Genomic DNA, 20,585 nt, shown 5'->3' with positions numbered 1-20,585 from the left:
GTATCAGGCGTTCCTGATCCGCAATCCTTCCAGAAAGGCCCGGAAGCTCGCCACGGCGCGTCTTGAGGTCGTTTCCGGGTCGTCGGAATTCGCGATCCACTGGGCCGCACTGCTGCTCGCCGCATTGATGAAACGGGCGCATGCCTCCGGGTCAATATCGCCAATAATACCCTCTTGCCTGAGTGCATCCAGGCTGCGTGCAACGGCCGAGATACAGCCATTGGCATTTGGCCAGCGGGAGGGGTCGCCCAGCACGGCCGGTCCGTCGCGAAACATGATGCGCTGGATTTCCGGCTCGAGAGCCATGCGGACATAACCGACATTCTCCTCAATGAAACCCTCCCACCGCGTCTCGGCCCTTGATGATATCTCGCAGAGCCTCTTCGTCATCTCCGCATCGATCTCACCCACAACCGCCTGCAGCAGGCCTTTCTTGTCGCCGAAATGGTGATAGAGCGCACCGCGGGTCAGCCCCGCCTCGGCAGTGAAGTCGTCCATCGACGCCTCGGCATATCCAATGCTGCCAAACGCCTTGCGGCCGGCAGCCAGAAGCTTCGCCCGCGTCTCGGTAATCATTTCACTACGGGGTTTGCGCATTTTTTCTCCTTGCTCGACATACGCGACGTATATTAGTTGACATACGCCGCGTATGCAATTATCTAATTTGCATACGCCACGTATGTGTGTGGTGGATACTCCCTAAACAAGGTGCATCCGATGTCTAATCCGTATAGAGAAATTTTCCGGGCTCCCGGCGCCAAAGGCTTTTCCGCCGCCGGTTTCTTCGCCCGCCTTCCGATTGCGATGGCCCCGATCGGCATCGTCGCCATGCTTTCCCAGACCCACGGCGAATACTGGCTTGCCGGCGCCGTCTCGGCAACCTTCGCGCTGACCAATGCCGCCGTTGCGCCGCAGATTTCCCGTCTGGTGGATCGCAAGGGCCAGAGCAGCGTCCTCATCCCGGCAACCACCCTATCGGTTATCGCCTTTGCGATTTTGATCATCGCCACGAACCAGAAATGGCCGGTCTGGACACTGTTCCTTTCGGCTTTCCTCGCCGCCGCCATGCCAAGCATTCCGGCCATGATGCGCGCCCGCTGGACGGAGATTTTCCGTGACAGGCCTGAGCTTAACACGGCCTTCGCCTTTGAATCCGCCGCCGACGAGCTGGTTTACATTTCCGGCGCATCGCTTTCCGTCGGTCTTGCGGTCTCGCTCTTTCCGGAAGCCGGGATGATGATCAGCACCACCTTCCTCGCGCTTGGCACCTTTGCTTTCCTTCTGCAACGGTCGACAGAACCCAAGGTGCGCCCGGTGCAGGGCGGACAGCGGCAGCGTTCCGCGATCTTCCTTCGCCCCGTCCAGATCATCACACTTGCCCTGATTTTCGTCGGCTCAACCTTTGCCACAGCCGAGGTCAGTGCCGTTGCCATCACCAAGCAACTCGGCCAGCCGGAGGCCGCCAGCCTCGTCATCGGTGTCTATGCCATCGGTTCATTCGTCGTTGGCCTGCTGCTTGGCGCGATCAACCCCAAAATACCGCTGCATCGTCAGTTGCTGATTGCCGTGAGCGTTCTCGCACTGACGGCCCTGCCGCTCCTCTTCGCTACCACGGCAGTCGGCCTGCTCGCCTTCGCCGTGTTCCTCAGCGGGGTTGGAATCTCCCCCATCTTCATCACCGCATTCGGCCTGATCGAGCGCCGTGTGCCGGAATCGATGCTGACGGAAGGCGTGACCTGGGTGATGACCGGCATCGGTATCGGCATGGCGCTCGGCGCTTTCATCTCCGGCTGGGTGATCGACAATTTCGGCGCAGGCAACGGCTTCTGGGTGTCGGTTGTCGCCAGCCTCTCGACAGTCACCATCATCGGCCTCGGCCAGCGCAGCCTCGCCGCGGAGGGGCGGCACTTTGGCGCAGAATCCGTGGCGCAACCCGCTGAATAACAATCCTCAACCGTTGACTGCCGCGATCCTCGCGGCAGTCCGTCTCACGCCCGCCCTCCCGGTGTTCATTTGGCGGCTATCTGACTCATCCAGATCATGACAGCCACGGCACCGCCATCCGCATGTCCCTTCGCACGATCGCCAAGATAGCTCGCACGCCCGAGGCGCGGCGTCATGGTCCTCGTCGCTTCGGCACCCGCCTGACCGGCTGCGACGGCCTCACTCCATGCAGCCTCGGCAGACTGCCCATCGGCGAGCCTGTCCCGGAATGTGGCGGCAGCAGGATAAAGGGCATCGACCATCGTTCTGTCGCCGGGCTTCGCACCGCCTAACTCGGACACCGCTTCGACCGCGGCGACGAAAACATCGGCAAGCTCCCTTGCCGTCGGCGCATCGGAACCGGCGAGTTGCCGGGCCGCTCGCATGAGGCCGGTAGCGTAGAACGGCCCCGAGCTACCGCCAATCGCTTTGCGCATCGCATCGCCCATGGCCGACAGCCCGCTCGAAACATCCGCAAACGCCTGAGCCGGAAGCGCGAGGATCGCTTCGGCGCCGCGCTTCATGCTGGCCCCAAGGTCGCCGTCACCTGTAATACTGTCGAGATCCGTCAGCTGTTGTTCAGCGGCAATCAGGGCCTTTGCGACATCTTCAGCCACCTGCCGAAGACGTGCACCTGCGGCGGTCATTTCCCGATTTGAAGGAACGCCCTCCGGCAGCTTTGAAGCGGCAAGCATGCGATGCCGGTTCACCGCCCCGCCCCGTGGCCAGGCAGTCGCATCGGTTGCCGCGTCGATGAGTTCCAGCGTCTGCTCATCGACATGCATGATGGAAAGCGAAAAGCCCGGCATGTCCAGCGCCGACAGGAAGGTGCCTGCCCATGCGCGTTCGACGGTCACCCCTTTCGCCTCGAGAATGTTAAGCGCTGAACGGGCGACAATCGACAGCTCCATGGGAGGCGTCGAACCCAGGCCGTTGACAAGCAGCACGACGCGATCACCGCCCTTGAGCTTTCCATCAGCTTCGATCGTGCCGAGCACAAGCGACGTCAGATCATCCGCCGAAGCGATCTCCATTCTGCGAACACCCTGTTCGCCGTGAATGCCGAGACCGACCTCGATTTCCCGCTCGCCGAGCGTGAAGCCGGGCTTGCCGACAGCCGGCAGCGTGCAGGAACCGAGCGAAATTCCCATCGACGAAAGCCCGGCCGCCGCCGCGCGCGCCACCCGCGCGACTTCATCGAGCGGCAACCCGCGTTCGGCAGCAGCACCGGCCAACTTGTGCACCAGGACCGTTCCGGCGATACCGCGGCGGCGATCGACGGGCACGGTGTCTTTCAAGGCAACATCGTCGGCGACGACAACGATCTCCACGGGGATTCCTTCCGCCCGGGCAAGCTCTGCCGCGAGGCCGAAATTAAGCCGGTCGCCCGTATAGTTCTTGACGATGACCAGCGCACCCGCCGGACCTGCAGCCGCCCTGATCCCCGCCAGCACGGCATCGGTACTCGGCGACGTAAAGACGTCTCCGGCCACGGCAGCCGTCAGCATACCTGCCCCGACATAACCGGCATGCGCCGGTTCATGACCGCTGCCGCCGCCCGAGAGCACCGCGACTTTGCGCTGATCCGCTTCCGGAAGACCAGATCGTATCACCACGTTTTCGTCGGCGAGAAGAATACTGGCCGGGCTGAGAGCCACCACGCCCTCCAGCATGTGGCGAACGACGGTGGACGGATCGTTGATCAGCTTCTTCATTTTTCTCTCCCGAAAGACTCTTCACTTTGCGAGCGCGAGGATAGAGTGCTGATCGGCCGTGTCAAAGGCATGAATGGGCCTTGCCCGGACATAATTCAAAACGAAATCAGTCCCCGACGCATCCTTCTCTTTCGCCGAGATCATAGATGCACCCAGTCAGCCAGGCGGGCCAGTCCCGTTCAAAGAAGGATTTCCGGCTTTCATCAAAGACGCGGTTGGGCCGCGTCGAAATCACCATATCCTCACCTTCAAGCCGGACGACGATCTGCTCGCTCCGATGGTCGTCTTTCTCCCTGCGAAAGCGGAATTCCTGCAACGGCCCTTCGGTAACATTCGGAACCAGTTCACCGTCAGCATCGCAGATCGCGCGAGCGCCTCGGCTGCCGCCGCCGCTGCGAATGAAGTGATCCAAGGCTGTCAGGACGGCCTCGGACGCGATTGCCATCTGTTGCCACTGAACCGCACGCACCGCCTCGGCAGCCCGCCCGAAAGCGATCCCGTTCGAACGGATTGTCGCATTGAGTAAACGCGCCTCGGCAAGCGCCTGCGAAACACTGCCGGCGTCGCATATCATCCCCGCTTTGTCGCTCATGCGGGACTGGATTTCGGTGCGGATGTCCCTGGCCGGCAGATGACTGTTCTCTTTCAGAATTGCGAGAATATTGTTGATCCCTGCGAGAGCCACCGCTTCAATATTTGCCGATGACGGGGACCTTGCCCGACCACTTGCGCCAATATGCTCGGCTGCGCGTGTGCCAAACACCTGCCCGGCATTCAGAGCCGCCCCGCCCGGCCGCGTGACACCATGCGTACCGGCCGCCTCGCCCACGGAATAGCACCCCGCCAGATTGGTCCGCCCCCAGGTATCGACCATGATACCGCCGTTCATGTGCTGGTTGTTCACCGCAAATTCCAGCGGCTCGCCGGCGATGTCGATCTTGTAGCGCCGGTAGAGTTCGATCGCGAGCGGGTTCATATGCCGCAGCCGGTCGATCGGCTGTTCCTTCATCGCACCGGCATTTTCGATGTAGCCGCTGACATCGGGGTCGAGGCGATCGAGGCTGAACGGAAGGTCACCGGGAACCGCCAGCGGATTGCGATTGAAATCCATGAAGACCCGCCGCCCGGCCGCGGACTCACGGAAGATCGCAAGGTCGACCAGGCTCGAGCCGAAATCGAGCATGCGGGTCGAATGAAAAGGCCATTGGTAGCCTTTCCGGAAGATGTTGGAGGCCATTTCCTGCGTCGTGCGATAGTAGTCCGCCAGGAAATGATGCTCCCTGCCCTCGGCATCCAGCGAATAGATGTGGGGGATGGCCTGAACATAGGTTCCCGAGAGGTTCCAGGGAAATCCCTCCCGCCGCGTGCCGATGCCGAACTGGCTTTCCGTGAGGTTGACGAGGTCTATCCCTGCCTCCAGCGCCAGCCCGAGCGAGCCGAAGCAGCCATTGGGATAGACGCTGTCGCGATAAAGCTCGCCCGGCCCTCCGGCCGCAAGGACAATCACGGGACATACGAACAGGGCGATCCCGAACGGGTTGGTGTCGCTGCGCTCATGGGGCTGCATGGCGAGGACGCCGACGACCCGTCTTCCATCGCCAGAACCTTCCGTCAATATTTTGACGACGGTGGTGTGATTGTGAAACGGGATATCGAGACGGATCGCTTCATCCGCAAGCACCTTGACCATCAACCGCGATGTCCTCGGACCGCAGCTGGTTGCGCGGCCGACTTCGTCGTGGTCGGTCTGATATCGCAGCGTCCCGCCCAGCGGGTCCTGCGGCAAGGGCAGTCCGAGGAATTGCAGCGAGGCCATCATGCGCGCGGAGCCGACCGCCTCGACATAGGCGGTGTCCTCGTCCATGGCGCCGCCGCTGCGGATGGCGCGCGCCATCGCCTTGAAGTTGTCGCCCTGATCGGCCGTGTTTGCGGTGTGGAGGGTCTGTTTGTCCGATCCGGAACAGGCCGACGTTCCGCCCCAGGCGCTCTGGCTGAGGATGACGACATCATCGCCGCGCCGCTTCATTTCCACCGCGGCCCGCAGCCCGGCGGCACCGGAACCGACCACGACGCAACCTGCCCGATGAACCGGGACATCGATGCCGCCGAGCGCGATCATCTCCCTGGGGCCGGGCGCATTCGGCAAACGCGGCATGTTCACATCCGTGAGCGCGTCAAGAATATGCTGCGGGACGGTCGCGTCCATGAGCGTTGTACTCCTCGTAAATTCGCTTTCAGGCTTTGTCTCAGCTTCGCATCGGGACCGTCCGATCGCGGAATGACTACCGAACCTGCGCGCGCGCCCTTGGACGCGTTTCATTGCGTTCATGCGAGAAAATCGCAGGCGCAAGGGGGCCAAGTCCTCTTATCAGGTCAGCACCCTTCTCCCCGACCATGATCGTCGGCGCATTGGTGTTGCATGAGGGAACGCGCGGCATGACGGAGGAATCGCAGACCCGCAGCCCTTCGAGACCATGCACCTTGAGATCGAGGCCAACGACGGATTCCGGCCCGTTGCCCATTTTGCAGGTGCCGACGGGATGGTGATCGGTCTTGGCATTCGCGCAGCCGTAGTCGAAAAGCTCGTCATCCGTCATGACCTTGGGACCCGGAAGACGTTCCGCCAGAATATAGGGCTTCAATGCCGCCTGCTGGAATATCTCGCGGGCGATCTTGAGGCCTTCCAGCGACATCTTCCGGTCATGGGGATCGGACCAGTAATTGGGGTCGATCAACGGCGCGGCGGCCGGGTCGGCGGATGACAGCCGCACGGTTCCGCGCGATCTGGGGTGAAGATAGGCGGAGTTCAGCGTAACACCGGCATTTTTCAGCCGCTCCACACCCGCCTCGATACCCGACCCCAATCCCAGATGGAACTGGATGTCCGGCGAGCGCGCATCCGGGTCCGCATACCAGAAACCGCCCGTTTCAAACAGCGAGGAGGCGACCGGGCCGGTGCGGAACAGAACATATTCAAGCCCCGCCCATATCGTTCGGTGAAGCTTGGCGACGCCATCATAGGTATGGTCGCCGGTGCACTCGGCAATCACGAAAAGATCGAGATGATCCTGAAGATTCGAACCGACGCCGGGCAGGTCATGCAGCACCTTTACGCCTACGGATGTCAGATGATCCGCCGGACCGATACCCGATTGCTGCAGAAGCTTCGGCGAACCGATGGCGCCGGAAGAGACGAGGACTTCCCTTTCGGCGTGGATGATCTCCAAGCCGGACTTTCCCACCACCTCAACGCCTGTGGCGCGGTTTCCTTCCAGCACGATGCGGGAAACGCGGGCGCCAAGTTTGACCGTAAGGTTCTTGCGATTTCGGATCGGGTTGAGATAGGCGAGTGATGCCGACGACCGGCGGCGATTGCGCTGCGTGAGCTGATAGAAGCCGACGCCGGCCTGCTGCCGTCCGTTGAAATCGTGATTATAGGGAATGCCCAGTTCCTGCCCGGCCCTGATATAGGCATCGCAGATAGGTAGCGCCGAAACCGGCATGGAGACCCCAAGCGGCCCACCATAGGAATGATAGTCATCGGCAAAACGCTGATTGTCTTCCGCCCGTTTGTAATAAGGCAGGATATCGCGATAGCTCCAGCCATCGCAGCCATCCGCGGAAACCCATGTGTCGTAATCGGCCGCATTGCCGCGCGTATAGAGCTGGGCATTGATCGATGAGCCGCCGCCGAGCACCTTGGCCTGGGTGTACCGTAACACCCTGCCCTTCATATGCTTTTGCGGCACCGTCTCCCAGCCCCAGCTCGCCACGCCTTTTGTCATCTTGGCAAAACCGGCCGGCATGTGGAAAAGCGGGTTCCAGTCCCCCCCGCCGGCTTCGAGCAGCAGGACGTTGACATCGGGGTCTTCGCTCAAACGGTTGGCGAGCACACATCCAGCGGGGCCGGCACCGGTGATGATATAGTCGAAACGCATCGAACTATCCTGTTACACTAGAGGGATCTGATGGCCGCCGCCGGCATAAAGCGACATCGCGGTCATGACATGCGAGGGTGTCGGGGGCTTCAGCCTCATGGAGCGAGATCCTCCGTCGATATATGGTGGGCAACTCTCAGCGCCTGGCTCGCAATGGTGAGCGCCGGATTGACGGCGGCGGAGGTCGGCAGAAAGCTGGCGTCGACAACGAAAAGGTTGCGGTGGTCAAAAGAGCGGCAGAAGGGATCGAGCGGCGCAGCCGCCGGGTCGTTGCCCATGCGGATCGTGCCGCACTGATGCGAGGGCGTACGCTTGTCGAAAGGTTTCGACAGGACGATCGGAAAACCGACAGATTTGAGAATGGCTTTCAGCTTCGCAACCAGCGCCAGATGAGCATCCCAGTTGGTTCGCCGCCAGTGGAGGACGATGCGGTTTCCGTCGATCATGATCCGGCTGTCGGGATGAGGAATGTCTTCGCTCATGGCGTAGAAATCGATCGCATGTGCGGTCAGCCGCTGAAGCAGCCATTCCGGCACGCGGGGCATTGCCCCCTTCAGGATCGCCGGAGAAATCTTGCCGAGCAGCTGAACATTGCCAAGAGGCGGCCCGCCCTCGCCATCAGACAGATAGAAGTCATTGAAGCCGAATGTCTTTTGATAGACGGCCGTGTTGCGGAAGCTTGGCGACACGGCGATCACAGCCGAGGAATTGTGGTTCATGAAGTTTCGCCCGACCTGATCGGACGAATTCGCCAGACCGCTCGGATGTCGCTCATCCGCCGAGCGCAGCAACAGCGCGGCTGACTGTACGGCCCCTGCAGACAGGATCACCAGTTTTGCCGTGACCGAGCGGTTTTCGCCCTTCTTTTCGTAATGGACGCGCTCGATGTTGCCGCTCTGTCCCGCCTCAAGTCTGGTTACCCTGGCGGAGGTTTCGATTCTGACGTTTGGATATTCGAGGGCTTTGAGGAGCGCAGCAGTTTCCGCATCCATCTTGCCATCCCGGGAATTGGGATGGGCATCCCATGGGGTTCGGCCTTTCGAGAGCCATTTTTCAATATCGATGGCCAGAGGCAGTGAGAAAGGATGCAGGCCTTTCGCCTTCAGGCGCGCCCGGACATCCGCCACCGGCGGCTCGTCCGCAACGGGGGAAAATGAATATGCAGTAGAATGCTCGGGTTCGGTCGGGTCCGCACCCAGCTCGCCGCGCACCTGATACATCGCCTCCGCCTTGCCGTACCAGGGTTCCAGTTCCTCATAGGGGAACGGCCATGCGGGCGAAACACCTTCCCTGTGCCTGATTTCGCTGAAATCTTCCTTGCGATAGCGCGACAGCACGGCACCGTAGAATTTCGAATTTCCGCCGACATTGTAATAATTGCCGGGATTGAACGCAGCGCCATTGGCCTCGTACCAGCTCTCCTTGGGGCGAAAATGGCCCTTCTGAAAGATGGCGCGCTGGTCGCGATTGACCGGGCTGTCGGCGATATAATCACCGGCCTCAAGGATCAGGATGTCGGCGCCTGTCGCCGCAAGACCTGCGGCAACCGTCGCGCCACCGATACCGGAGCCGATAATGATAATGTCTGGGCTCTTCATCATGCTGTTACCAGGTACTTCAGGCGATACGCGCCTGACTCGTCGGATCGAAGAACACGGCCTTGTCGAGATTGAAGGCAAGACGGGCGTTCTGGCCGGCGTGAATGCGGGCATCGGCGCGCAGGCGGGCAACGACCTCCTTGCCGCCGAGCTTGGTGACGGCGAAAGTATCCGATCCGGCCGGCTCCACGACCTCGATGTGGCACTCGCCTTCGGCAAGCGTGCGGGCGTTCCTGTCCGCCCCTTCCGGGTCGGTCAGAGCCTCCGGACGGATGCCGAAAATGACCTGCCGGCCTGCATGGGACGCCAGCGCCTCCTTGCCGGCGGCGACAGGAAGGCGCATCGGCGCCCCGTCGGGTCTCGCAAGGGAAACGGAAAGACCGGCCGCGTCCTGTTCGATGGTACCGGTCAAAAGATTCATGGCGGGCGAGCCCATGAAATCGGCGACGAACATGTTGGCCGGATTGTTGTAGATCTCGGCAGGGGATCCGAATTGCTGCAGAACGCCGTCCTTCAGAACCGCGATTTTCGTCGCCAGCGTCATCGCCTCGATCTGGTCGTGGGTCACATAGACAATCGTGGTCTTCATCCGCTGGTGCAGGCGCTTGATCTCGGTGCGCATGTCGACGCGCAGCTTTGCGTCGAGGTTGGACAGTGGCTCATCGAAAAGAAAGACCTGCGGATTGCGCACCAGCGCGCGGCCCATGGCGACGCGCTGCCGTTGGCCGCCCGACAATTGGCTCGGCTTACGGTCAAGGAGATGGCCGATCTGGAGAATATCGGCAACCTGCTTGATCGCCTTTTCGCGCTCTTCCTTCGGAACCTTGCGGATCTCCATTCCAAAGGCGATGTTCCCGGCAACGGTCATGTTGGGATAAAGCGCGTAGGACTGAAACACCATGGCGATATCGCGCTGGGAGGGCGGCAGACCGGCGACGTTGCGACCGTTGATCGAGATCGTGCCAGATGTGATGGGCTCCAGACCGGCAATCGTGTTGAGCAGGGTGGATTTGCCGCAGCCGGAAGGTCCGACGAGCACCAGAAAACCGCCCTCCTCGATTTCGATGTTGATGTCCTTTAGAATTTCCAGCGCGCCGTAAGACTTGCGCAGATGCGAGATTTCGAGAAACGACATGGTTTATCCTTTCACAGCGCCGGACATGAGACCCCGGACGAAATAGCGACCGGAGACGATGTAAACGATGAGGGTTGGCAGGGCGGCGAGGATCGCGCCCGCAAAATGGACATTGTATTCCTTCACCCCCGTAGACGAGGAGACGAGATTGTTAAGCGCCACCGTCATCGGGGTCGAAGACGCACCCGAAAACGAGGCCCCGAACAGGAAGTCATTCCAGATATTGGTAAACTGCCAGATGACCGAGACCACGATGATCGGTCCCGATGACGGCAGCAGGATGCGTCGGAAAATCTGGAAGAAACTCGCCCCGTCGATCTGGGCCGCCCGGACGAGTTCCGTCGGGAAGGCTTCGTAGTAGTTGCGGAAATAGAGCGTCGTGAAGCCGAGGCCATAGATCACATGCACCATGATCAGGCCCCAGATCGAACCCGCGAGACCCAGCGTTCCGAGGATGCGTGCCATGGGGATCAGCACGATCTGGAACGGGATGAAGCACGAAAGCAAAAGCAGCCCGAAGAAGACGTTCGAACCGCGAAAACTCCATTTGGTCAGAACGTAACCGTTCAGCGCACCAACGATGGTGGAGATCGCGACAGCCGGAACGACCATCAGGATCGAATTGATGAAGAACGGCTTCAGACCTGTCGGCTGAACACCGATCTGCGCCGTGGACCAGGCGGAAAGCCACGGCTCGACGGTCCACACCTGCGGCAGGTTCAACATGCCGCCCTGACGGATTTCGTCCAATGGTTTCAGCGAATTGACCACCATCACGTAGAGCGGCAGCATGTAATAGAGCGCAAAGAATATCAGTGCGAGATAGATCAGCGCGCGTGTCAGATGACCGTGACTGATTGCATTTTGCTGGTTTGGAGCGCCGCTCATCAGCGTTTCCCTCCGCGAATTTCCGAATAGAGATAGGGGACGATGATCGAGAAGATCATGATGAGCATGATGATCGCCGAGGATGCACCGATGCCCATGGAATTGCGCGTGAACGTGTAGGAATACATGAATGTCGCCGGCAGCTCGGTCGCCTGCCCCGGCCCGCCGCCGGTTAACGCGACCACAAGGTCGTAGGCCTTGATGGCGAGGTGCGCGAGAACGACGAATGCGGACAGGAAGACCGGCCGCATCAGCGGAATGATGATGCGGCGATAGGTCATGACGGTCGAAGCGCCATCGATCTGCGCCGCCTTGATGATTTCATTGTCGACACCGCGGAGGCCGGCCAGAAACATCGCCATGACAAAGCCCGACGATTGCCAGACGGCGGCGATCACCACGCAGTAGATGGCGTAGTTGCGGTCCTTGATCCACGCAAACTGGAAGCTTTCCCATCCCCACAGATGCATGGTGTTCTGCAGGCCGATGCCGGGATCCAGAAACCATTTCCACGCCGTGCCCGTGACGATGAAGGAAAGCGCCATGGGATAAAGATAGATCGGTCGCAGGAAGCCTTCGCCACGGATTTTCTGGTCCAGAAGGATCGCCAGAAACAGGCCGAGAACCGAGCAGATGATGATGTAAAGGGACGCGAAGATCGCGAGGTTGCTGATCGCCCGCCACCAGTGCGGCAGCGCCCAGAGCCGCTGGTAGTTCATCAGCCCGACGAAATTATAGGAGGGCAGCATCTTACTGTCCGTCAACGACAGGAAGCCCGTATAGGCAATGAAGCCATAGACGAAAATGATAATGACGACGAAGCTTGGAGCCAGAACAAGCTTCGGTAACAGCTCCTGAAGTCGACTACGACCAGTCATCGCGCAGATATCCTTGATCCTTGAAACAGCGCCCGATGCTTGCCGTTTCCGTCAATGAGAGCATTTCCAGGAAAAGTGGACCCCGGTTTTCCGTTCGGAAATGCGACAAAACAAAGAGTTTAGGTAGCCGAAGGCGACAGGCTGCCTGCACGGCGCCCGGACGGTTCGACTGCGATTTCATGCGAGCATTGGTGCGGCGGGGGCATGCCCCCACCGCATTTTTGCGCGTTTACTTTGCGGCTGCGACGGCAGCAGGCAGTTCGACGATTGCTTCATCCGGTGTCAGTTCACCGTTGAACTCACGGGTAACGACGTCGTAGATCGCGTTTTTGACGGCAGCCGGGTTGGCGTGACCGTGGGCCATCGAGCCGAAGAGCTTGCCGCTCTTGTCGGCTTCGGCAAGATCGGCAATCGCCTTCTTGCCGCAGGCGTCGAAGGCCTCGTTGGACACGTCGGACCGGGCCGGAGCCGAACCCTTCACGACATTGAATGCCGACTGGAAGGTTGGGCTTTCGATTGCCGCCGCCATTTCCATCTGCGCCGGCACCTTGTCGGCGGCCACCTTGAACATGGCGAACTGGTCGGAGTTGAAGGTCACCGCGCCCTGCGTTTCAGGATAACGGACGCAGACAAAGTCCGTGCCCGGCACCTTCTTCGCCTTGACGAATTCACCCTTCGCCCAGTCGCCCATGAACTGAACGCCGGCCTTGCCTTCGATGACCATGGCGGAAGCAAGGTTCCAGTCGCGGCCGGAGAAATTGTCATCCACATAGGTACGAAGTTTCGTCATGCGCTCGAAAGCGGTCTTCATCTTCTCGCCGCCAAGGGCTGCCGGGTCGAGGTCGATGAATGCCTGCTTGTAGAAATCGGTGCCGAGCGACAGCACGACCGCGTCGAAGATCGTTGCGTCCTGCCATGGCTGTCCGCCGGCAGCGATCGGGGTGATGCCCTGCGCCTTGAAGTTGTCGAGCATGGCGACCAGCTCGTCCCAGTTCTTGGGCTCCTTGCCGCCAGCCTTGTCGAGCGCCGCCTTGTTGATCCACATCCAGTTGGTGGAATGCACATTCACAGGTGCGGCGATCCAGTGGCCGTCATATTTCGAGAAGCGCTGCAGGGCTTTCGGAATGACCTTGTCCCAGCCATCCTTGGCCGCCAGCTCATCGAGGTTGCCGAGAGCGCCTTCTTTCGCCCAGTCCTGAATGTCGAAACCGAGCATCTGGACGGCGGTCGGCGCATTGCCGGCGGTAACGCGGGCGCGCAGCACCGTCATGGCTTCGGTGCCGCCGCCGCCGGCGACAGGCATATCGGTCCAGGTAATGTTCTTCGCCTCAAGGTCCTTCTTCAGGACGTCGAGTGCGGCAGCCTCGCCGCCGGATGTCCACCAATGCAGAACTTCGACATTTTCCGCCGCCTGTGCAGCGCCGGCCATCATTGACACTGCCAATGCAGTGGTTGTCAGAAATTTGCGCATATGTTCCTCCCATTGTCGCAAATTAAAGCGAGGAGATCCCCGCCCCGTCACCCGTCCTCCTCAGACGCAGTCAGTCTAACCGGTCAGGCCGGTTTTTTCAGTCTGCGGCATCCACCAGCTGGTTCGGCCGCCGATATGCATGTTCAGGGTCTTGGTTTCCGTATAGTCCTCGACCGCATGGCGACCGAGTTCCCGGCCGAGACCGGACTGCTTGTAGCCTCCGAACGGCAGCTCGCTCGCGCCATCCATGAAGGTATTCATCCACACCGTACCGGCCCGCACGCGGCGCCCGATCGTCAGGCATGTATCGAAATCGCGGCTCCAGACCCCTGCCGAAAGACCGTAGTCGACGGAATTGGCGATCTCGATGGCTTCCGCGGTTGTCTCAAATGTCAGAACCGAAAGGACCGGTCCGAAAACTTCCTCACGCGCAACGGCCATGGCCGGCGTGACATCCGATAGAATGGTAGGCGCCATGAACTGACCCATTCCCAAGTCCAGCTTTTCTCCCCCATGAGCAATCTGTGCGCCGCTGTTTTTCGCATCTGAAACGTAACCGGAGATTTTTTCAAGATGCTGCGGCGTAATGATCGCGCCGACCTGTGTCGTCGGATCCAGAGGATCGCCTACCTTAACATTCCTGGCAAGCTCGCCGACGCGCTTGACCACATCCGCCGCGATGCTTTTGTGAAGAATGAGGCGCGACCCGGCATTGCAGCACTCGCCGGCATTAAAATAAGCTCCGAAGACCGCCGCATCGATAAATGCATCGAGATCGGCATCAGGGAAAACGATCTGCGGGTTCTTGCCGCCCAGTTCGAGCGAGACCTTTTTCAGGCTCTGCGCGGCATTGACCATGGTCAGCTTGCCGACGCCCGTGGAACCCGTGAAAGAGACCATATCGACTGACGGATGCGAGGTCATGATCGAACCGACCTCGGCGCCGGTTCCGGTCACGATGTTGACGACACCCTTCGGCACGCCGGCTTCCTGCAGGATTTCGCCGAGAACGAGCGTGGAGCCGGAACTGAGTTCCGAGGGCTTTACAACCGTAGTGCAGCCGGCCGCCAGCGCGAAAGGCAACTTCTGACCGACAATCAGGAAAGGGAAATTCCAGGGCGTGATGATCGACACGACACCGATCGCCTCACGCAGAACAACACCGAGCGTGCCGTCACCGAGCGTATTATAGCTTTCGCCATGCAGATCTCTGGCAAGTGCGGCGGCATAACGCCAGATATCGACGGAACCGGCTATTTCACCACGCACCTGCGTAATCGGCTTTCCAGCCTCGATGGCATCGAGATAGGCAAGCTCTTCAGATCGTGCGGCAATGAGGTCGGCAGCCTTCAACAGAATTGCCGAGCGTTCGGAGGCAGTCATGCGCGGCCATGGCCCGGTATCAAAAGCGGTCCGTGCCGCCGCTATCGCCCGTTCCGCATCAGCCTTGGTTCCGTATTGAAAGCGGCTGACGACGGAGCCATGGCCAGGCGCTATCCGCTCGATCGGATCGACATTGCCTTCGACCCATTGGCCGTCGATGAACATCTTGAAATCCCTGGCGGACCGGTCGCTCAGCATTTTCGGATTGATCAGAACCGTCATCACCATTCTCCGTTAAATATTGCCGGACGCTTTGCGCTAAATGCCGCCACGCCTTCCTTCAGGTCGCCGGTCTTGGCAGCCAGGATGGAACCCAATGCCTCGACCGCCGTGCCATTGTCTTCACCGCTTGCCGAAGCGATCATCAGTTTGACGATCTCGGACGCAGCAGGGCCACGCGCGGCAATACGCTGCGCATAATCTTTCGCGGCGGTCAGAGCATTGCCAGTCGGGGTGACGGCATCGACAATCCCAAGCGCGAGCGCTTCCTGCGCGCTGAATGTCTCACCGCCGAGCGCCATCCGGCGCACGGGCTGCGCGCCGAACCGCCTGACCAGCCGCTGCGTACCCGACCAGCCCGGCACCATGCCGAGGCTGGTTTCCGGCAGACCGATCTTGATCTGCTCCTCGGCAATACGAATGTCCGCGATACCCGCCAGTTCGAGGCCGCCGCCAAGCGCATGGCCGTTCAGCGCGGCGATCAACGGCACCCGCAAGGTCGCAAGCCGTTCGAAGACCCGGTGACCATGGCGAACCCAAGCGTGGCCAAATTCCTGAGGCTGCATGCCGCCCCATGCCCTGATGTCGCCACCGGCGGAGAAACCCTGCCCCTCGCCGGTCAGGATCGCCACACGGACCGCGCTGTTTGCCTCGACCTCATCGGCGGAGGCCATCAGCGCCTCGAGCATATTGAGATCGAGAGCATTGCGTTTTTCCGGCCGCGATACCGTCAGGATCGCGATGTGACCGTCGACCTCGACGCGGACCGTGCCGTTAGCCATGGAAGGTTCCCTCCAGCACGCGGGCGCTTTTTTTGGGCAGCGCAAGTCCGATATTGGCTTCGGTAAAAAGCGAGCCGTCCATCACCTTGAGATCGTCGGCGACGATAAGCTCGAATTCGGACTGGTCGAGAATCTGGGTCTGCAAATCGATGCCCGGCGCGATTTCCGTCAGCACGATGCCTTGCGGCGTCAGTTTCATCACGCAGCGTTCGGTGACATAGGTGATGTCCTGACCCTGTTCGATTGCCCTGCGGCCGGAGAAGGTCACGTGTTCGACTTCATTGACGAGCTTCTTCAGCTTTCCTTCTTTTTCGACAATCAGCTTGCCATCATTGATCGACAGCTTTGCCCCCGCATTGAACATGCCGGAAAAGACGATTTTTCTCGCCCGCGCCGTGATGTCGACGAAGCCGCCCGCGCCGGCGGTCACATGCGGACGAAAGGAAAGCTTCGAGACATTGACGGAACCGTCCCGGCCGATTTCGAGGAAGGACAAAAGCGAGGCGTCGAAGCCGGCCCCCTGGAAATAGGTGAACTGATAGGGCGACGGCATATAGGCGTCGGCATTCGAGGCGCAGCCAAAGGCGAAATCCAGCAGCGGAACCCCGCCGACCGCCCCCTGCTCGATCACCCAGGTCACGGCGCCATGCAGCCCTTCTTCCAGCAGAATTCTCGGCACATTGGCGGAAATGCCAAAACCGAGATTGACGCAGCTTCCAGCCTCAAGTTCCTGCGCCACACGCCGGGCGATCACTTTCTGGATGTTGAATTCCGGCACCTCGAATGAATCGAGCGGATGGAAAACCTCTCCCGAAATCGCCGGATCATAGGCTGTCTGGGTCGTCTGCTTCTGATCGGGATCGACCACCACATAATCCACCAGCATGCCGGGCACCCGCACATCGTGCGGCTTGAGCGAGCCTTCCTTGGTGATGCGCTTCACCTGCGCAATGATGATGCCGCCATTGTTGCGGGCGGCCAGCGCCTGATCGAGACCCCCGAGATACGCGCCCTCATGTTCGTAGGAGAGATTGCCGCGCTCATCGGCGGTCGTCGCGCGGATGATCGTCACCTGCGGAATGATCGAGGGGAAATAGAGCCAGTCCTCGCCCTCGAAAGTCACCCGTTTGACGACAGGCTCGGCCGCAGCCGATGCATTCATCGCACAGCCCTGACGGGCCGGATCGACAAAGGTATCGAGGCCGATTTTGGTCAAGACGCCCGGGCGCTTTGCAGCCGCCTCGCGATGCATGTCGAACATGATGCCGGATGGAATGTTATAGGCCGGGATTTCATCTCCGGTAACCATCTGCCAGATCAGCGGCGGCTCGGCGCTGGAAGGACCGGACGGGTATGAACCACCAATGATCCGCTTCAATAGGCCTTTTTTTGCGATGTGATCGACACCCTTGATGCCGCTCATGTCACCGGCGGCAATCGGATGAAGTGTCGTGATGTTCTTCGGATGTCCGGTCGCATCGAAGCGGTCACCAATCGCCTTCAACATCAGATCGGGGCAACCCAGACCGCTTGACGACGAAACGGACACGATTGCGCCATCTGGAATGAGATCCGCTGCCTGTGCTGGAGTAATGTGTTTTTTCATGACCGGCTCTCGATTCCCGTTTTGACCCGAACAGCGGCCCCGCTTTTTGACGCTTCGACGACGGCAAGCCCGGTCGCCAGCGACCAGATGCCGTCTTCAGCAGTCGCTGAAGGTTTGCCGCCGGTGATGGCCGTGTGGAAAGCTTTGAGCGCGACCTCATAGAGATTGTCGGAACCCGCCTGGATTTCCTCCTCGCCAGCCTCGGTGCGCAGCACCACGGTGCCGACCGACTTCTGGGTCATCACATTTCTGGCGATCAGGGAGCCTTCGGTGCCATGAACCTCGAAACCGGTCTCGGCATATCTGGTCGTGAAGCCATCATGGAACTGCGCGATAAGACCGTTTTCGAAACGAATGACACCCATGACGGCGTCTTCAAGTCCCTCCCGGCTCATGCCGCCGGCTTGAGAAAATGCGATGACTTCGACCGGATCGGCACCCAGCACGAAGCGAAGCGTGTCGACGTCGTGCACGGTGATGTCGAGGATGACACCACCGCCCGCAGACGGCTTGTCCAGCCGCCAGCCCTGCAGATGCGGGGGCAGGTAAACCGCATGAAAAACGCGCGCGCTCAGCGGTTTTCCGATTCTGCCGGCCGCTATCGCATCGCGCATCACACGGTGGGTTGGCGCATTACGCAGATGATGATTTGTCGCCAGAACGACATTTGCCTTGCGCGCCGCCTCCGCCATTGCGTGCGCCTCTTCAAGCGACATGGCCAGAGGCTTTTCACAAAGGATATGTTTCCCCGCACGGGCGGCGGCAAGCGCCTGCTCGTAATGCAGATCATTCGTCGTCGAAATATAAACCGCATCGATGGCCGGATCGGTAAGAAGCGACGCCAGATCCGAGGCAACATTCGGAATGCCGTTTTCCGCCGCATATTCCGCCCCGCGAGCAGGGTTGGAACTCAGAACGGAAACAACCTCACCGCCGCTTTTTCTAATTGCGCCGATCACCCACTCACGGGCGATCGTGCTTGCACCGATCAATCCCCAACGCACCGTCATGCCAACGTCCTCCCGACTTCATTCCGCCCTGCCCCGCAGCTCTCCCGCACAACGAGCCGAACCGCCGTTGTCACCGCCTCCGCATCGGCCTTCTCCGAATTGATCTGCTTGAGAAGCAGCTGTGCTGCCCGCCTGCCAATCCCCTGGGGGTCGACGGCAATCGTGGTCAGGGCCGGCACCGTCGTCTTGGCTTCAATGACATCGTCAAAGCCGACAACCGCGAAATCCCGCCCCGCCTCCATCTGCCGGGCGCGCAGCCCGTCGCAAACACCAAAAGCCACGGCGTCGTTGAAGCAGACGGCGGCCGTGACCGGATCGCTTGCTTCGAGCACGCGTCCGATCGCCTCTACACCGCCGGCACGCGAGGGCGCGCAGGGAACAACCGCCGTTTCCTGAAAAGTCAGACCGGCGACAGCCAGGGCATCCCGAAAGCCGCTGACCCGTTCGTGAAAAACCGCCGTATCGGGAAAGCCACCCATGAAGGCGATGCGGGTGTGGCCGAGCGAGGCGAGATGGGCCACCGCCTGCGCCATACCAGACTGATTATCCGATGCCACTGACGAGACTTTCGCTCCGGGCAGGCTGCGAACAACAACCACGACGGGAATGCCGGCGGCTGTCAGCGGCTTGAAATCGAGCGGATCGGTCGCACGGGCGGGCGACACGATCAGCCCGGAAATGCCATGCTCGCGCATCGAGGCAATCACCTCGCGCTGCCGGTCGATGCTTTCACTGGTATTGGCGAGAAATTGCACATAGCCGGCCGATTGCACGACCGTGTCAACGCCGACGGCAAGTTCCGCAAAAAAGCTGTTCGTCAGATCATTGACGACGACCCCGATGATTTTCGATTTCGCGCTGGTCTGGCGCAGGTTCGCAGCGCCGCGATTATAGACATAACCAAGTTCGCGCATTGCCGCATTGACCTTGGCCCGCGTTCCCTCATTGACGAGCGGAGACCCCCGCAGGACCAGCGAGACGGTCGATTTCGACACGCCCGCAGCCTGCGCGATATCTATAACGGTTACCCGTCCGCCAGTCATTGAAGCCCTCCCATGCCTCTCCTCGAAATTGAGGCTAATTAATTGGAACGTTCCAATTTTGTCAAGCGACATTGCCGAACCAAAAATGAAAACAACGGGACAGAGAATAAAAATCATCAAATAATTTATTTATTTCAATGCATTATAGGAAATTTTTGATTCTTGTAATTTCCGTGAACTCTTCGAAATTTGCGACGGCATGCGCTTGAAAAATGGAACGTTCCAAAATACGCTAATGTTTCTTCCCAACAGGAGCAATGTTTATCAGGCCTGCAATGCCGGGCGAACGCGACGTTCAGCAATGCAAGACCGAGCCCAAGCGACAATGCTTGCCCTTCAGTCACTATGGACAGTAGTTTACCGTCAAGCGCTCAGCCTGATGAGCGATCTACCCTCATTCCGGAGCAATGAATGACAATAGAAACGCCTTCACTTGACGCCTTGCGGGCAGAACTCGCAGCGCTCCAGCTCACCACATTCAATTACGATTTCGCATGGAAACTGGGCAGCCTGATAAGACAGCGCGCGGCATCACAGGAGCTTCCCGTCGCAATCGAGATAAGGCACGGCACAGACGTGGTCTTTGCCACTCTCCTGCCCGGCGCGACCATCGACAACTTTGGGTGGACACGGCGCAAATGTGCCGTCGTTCATCGCTTTCATCGCAGCTCGCTTCAGGTCCGGCTCGAATCCGAATTGAAGGGGTATGACTTCAACACCCGATTTGGCCTGCCGACGAGCGATTACGTCGCGAGCGGCGGCGCGTTTCCGCTCACCATCCGTGGAGGCACGCTGATCGGGTCGGTGGGCGTCAGCGGACTGCCTGACGTGGAAGACCACAAGCTGGTTACACTCTGCCTGACGGAGATGCTCGCAGGCTGACAAACGGCAGTGCCGCCGGCTTCCCGGATGCGCGGCAACCTTGCGCCAATCGTG

Annotated in this window: 16 protein-coding genes; 2 read left to right on the top strand and 14 right to left on the bottom strand. The window is 60.1% G+C overall.

Going from position 1 to position 20,585, the window contains the following annotated elements:
• Positions 1–3 precede the first annotated feature (3 nt).
• A complete protein-coding gene (locus tag FY152_22025) occupies positions 4–597 on the bottom strand; it encodes a TetR/AcrR family transcriptional regulator (GenBank protein UXS34774.1) in 594 nt (197 codons plus the stop codon).
• A 120-nt stretch (positions 598–717) separates the two neighbouring features.
• Here FY152_22025 and FY152_22020 point away from each other — a divergent pair, with 120 nt between their 5' ends.
• Complete coding sequence (locus FY152_22020; GenBank protein ID UXS34773.1) at positions 718–1,944, top strand: MFS transporter; 1,227 nt, start codon at positions 718–720, stop codon at positions 1,942–1,944.
• A 65-nt stretch (positions 1,945–2,009) separates the two neighbouring features.
• On the opposite strand, the gene dhaK is transcribed toward FY152_22020, so the two are convergent.
• The 13 genes from dhaK to FY152_21955 form a co-directional block, all read right to left on the bottom strand.
• Positions 2,010–3,698, bottom strand: coding sequence for a dihydroxyacetone kinase subunit DhaK (dhaK, locus tag FY152_22015; protein ID UXS34772.1), 1,689 nt, complete (start codon positions 3,696–3,698; stop codon positions 2,010–2,012).
• 106 nt (positions 3,699–3,804) lie between these two features.
• Positions 3,805–5,904, bottom strand: coding sequence for an FAD-binding protein (locus FY152_22010; protein ID UXS34771.1), 2,100 nt, complete (start codon positions 5,902–5,904; stop codon positions 3,805–3,807).
• A gap of 76 nt (positions 5,905–5,980) precedes the next feature.
• Positions 5,981–7,636 carry an alanine-phosphoribitol ligase gene (locus tag FY152_22005; GenBank protein UXS34770.1) on the bottom strand — a complete coding sequence of 552 codons (1,656 nt, stop codon included), beginning with the start codon at positions 7,634–7,636 and terminating at the stop codon, positions 5,981–5,983.
• Between the two features lie 95 nt (positions 7,637–7,731).
• A complete protein-coding gene (locus tag FY152_22000) occupies positions 7,732–9,237 on the bottom strand; it encodes a GMC family oxidoreductase (protein ID UXS34769.1) in 1,506 nt (501 codons plus the stop codon).
• 16 nt (positions 9,238–9,253) lie between these two features.
• Positions 9,254–10,369, bottom strand: coding sequence for an ABC transporter ATP-binding protein (locus tag FY152_21995; protein ID UXS34768.1), 1,116 nt, complete (start codon positions 10,367–10,369; stop codon positions 9,254–9,256).
• Between the two features lie 3 nt (positions 10,370–10,372).
• Complete coding sequence (locus tag FY152_21990; protein UXS34767.1) at positions 10,373–11,257, bottom strand: carbohydrate ABC transporter permease; 885 nt, start codon at positions 11,255–11,257, stop codon at positions 10,373–10,375.
• Positions 11,257–12,135: a sugar ABC transporter permease gene (locus FY152_21985; GenBank protein UXS34766.1), complete on the bottom strand. Its 879-nt coding sequence runs from the start codon at positions 12,133–12,135 to the stop codon at positions 11,257–11,259. Before FY152_21985 ends, FY152_21990 begins: the two co-directional genes overlap by 1 nt.
• Before the next feature lie 229 nt (positions 12,136–12,364).
• Complete coding sequence (locus FY152_21980; protein ID UXS34765.1) at positions 12,365–13,606, bottom strand: carbohydrate ABC transporter substrate-binding protein; 1,242 nt, start codon at positions 13,604–13,606, stop codon at positions 12,365–12,367.
• Positions 13,607–13,681: 75 nt separating this feature from the next.
• Entirely contained in the window at positions 13,682–15,217 is a 1,536-nt protein-coding gene (locus FY152_21975) for an aldehyde dehydrogenase family protein (protein ID UXS34764.1), read from the bottom strand.
• Positions 15,211–15,990, bottom strand: a complete 780-nt coding sequence (locus FY152_21970) for an enoyl-CoA hydratase/isomerase family protein (protein UXS34763.1) — start codon at positions 15,988–15,990, stop codon at positions 15,211–15,213. The genes FY152_21975 and FY152_21970 overlap by 7 nt, the downstream gene beginning before the upstream one ends.
• Positions 15,983–17,596, bottom strand: a complete 1,614-nt coding sequence (locus FY152_21965; GenBank protein UXS34762.1) for an acyl CoA:acetate/3-ketoacid CoA transferase — start codon at positions 17,594–17,596, stop codon at positions 15,983–15,985. Before FY152_21965 ends, FY152_21970 begins: the two co-directional genes overlap by 8 nt.
• Positions 17,593–18,606 (bottom strand): Gfo/Idh/MocA family oxidoreductase, encoded by a 1,014-nt coding sequence (locus FY152_21960; GenBank protein ID UXS34761.1) that lies wholly within the window; start codon positions 18,604–18,606, stop codon positions 17,593–17,595. Before FY152_21960 ends, FY152_21965 begins: the two co-directional genes overlap by 4 nt.
• Positions 18,603–19,649 (bottom strand): substrate-binding domain-containing protein, encoded by a 1,047-nt coding sequence (locus FY152_21955; protein UXS34760.1) that lies wholly within the window; start codon positions 19,647–19,649, stop codon positions 18,603–18,605. Before FY152_21955 ends, FY152_21960 begins: the two co-directional genes overlap by 4 nt.
• Positions 19,650–20,060: 411 nt before the next feature.
• Between FY152_21955 and FY152_21950 the strand changes: the two genes are divergently transcribed.
• Positions 20,061–20,531 (top strand): heme-degrading domain-containing protein, encoded by a 471-nt coding sequence (locus FY152_21950; GenBank protein UXS34759.1) that lies wholly within the window; start codon positions 20,061–20,063, stop codon positions 20,529–20,531.
• Positions 20,532–20,585: the final 54 nt, after the last annotated feature.

The sequence above is a fragment of the Agrobacterium tumefaciens genome (genome assembly GCA_025560025.1).
Classification (GTDB): domain Bacteria; phylum Pseudomonadota; class Alphaproteobacteria; order Rhizobiales; family Rhizobiaceae; genus Agrobacterium.
This window is presented reverse-complemented; position numbering and strand designations above follow the sequence as displayed.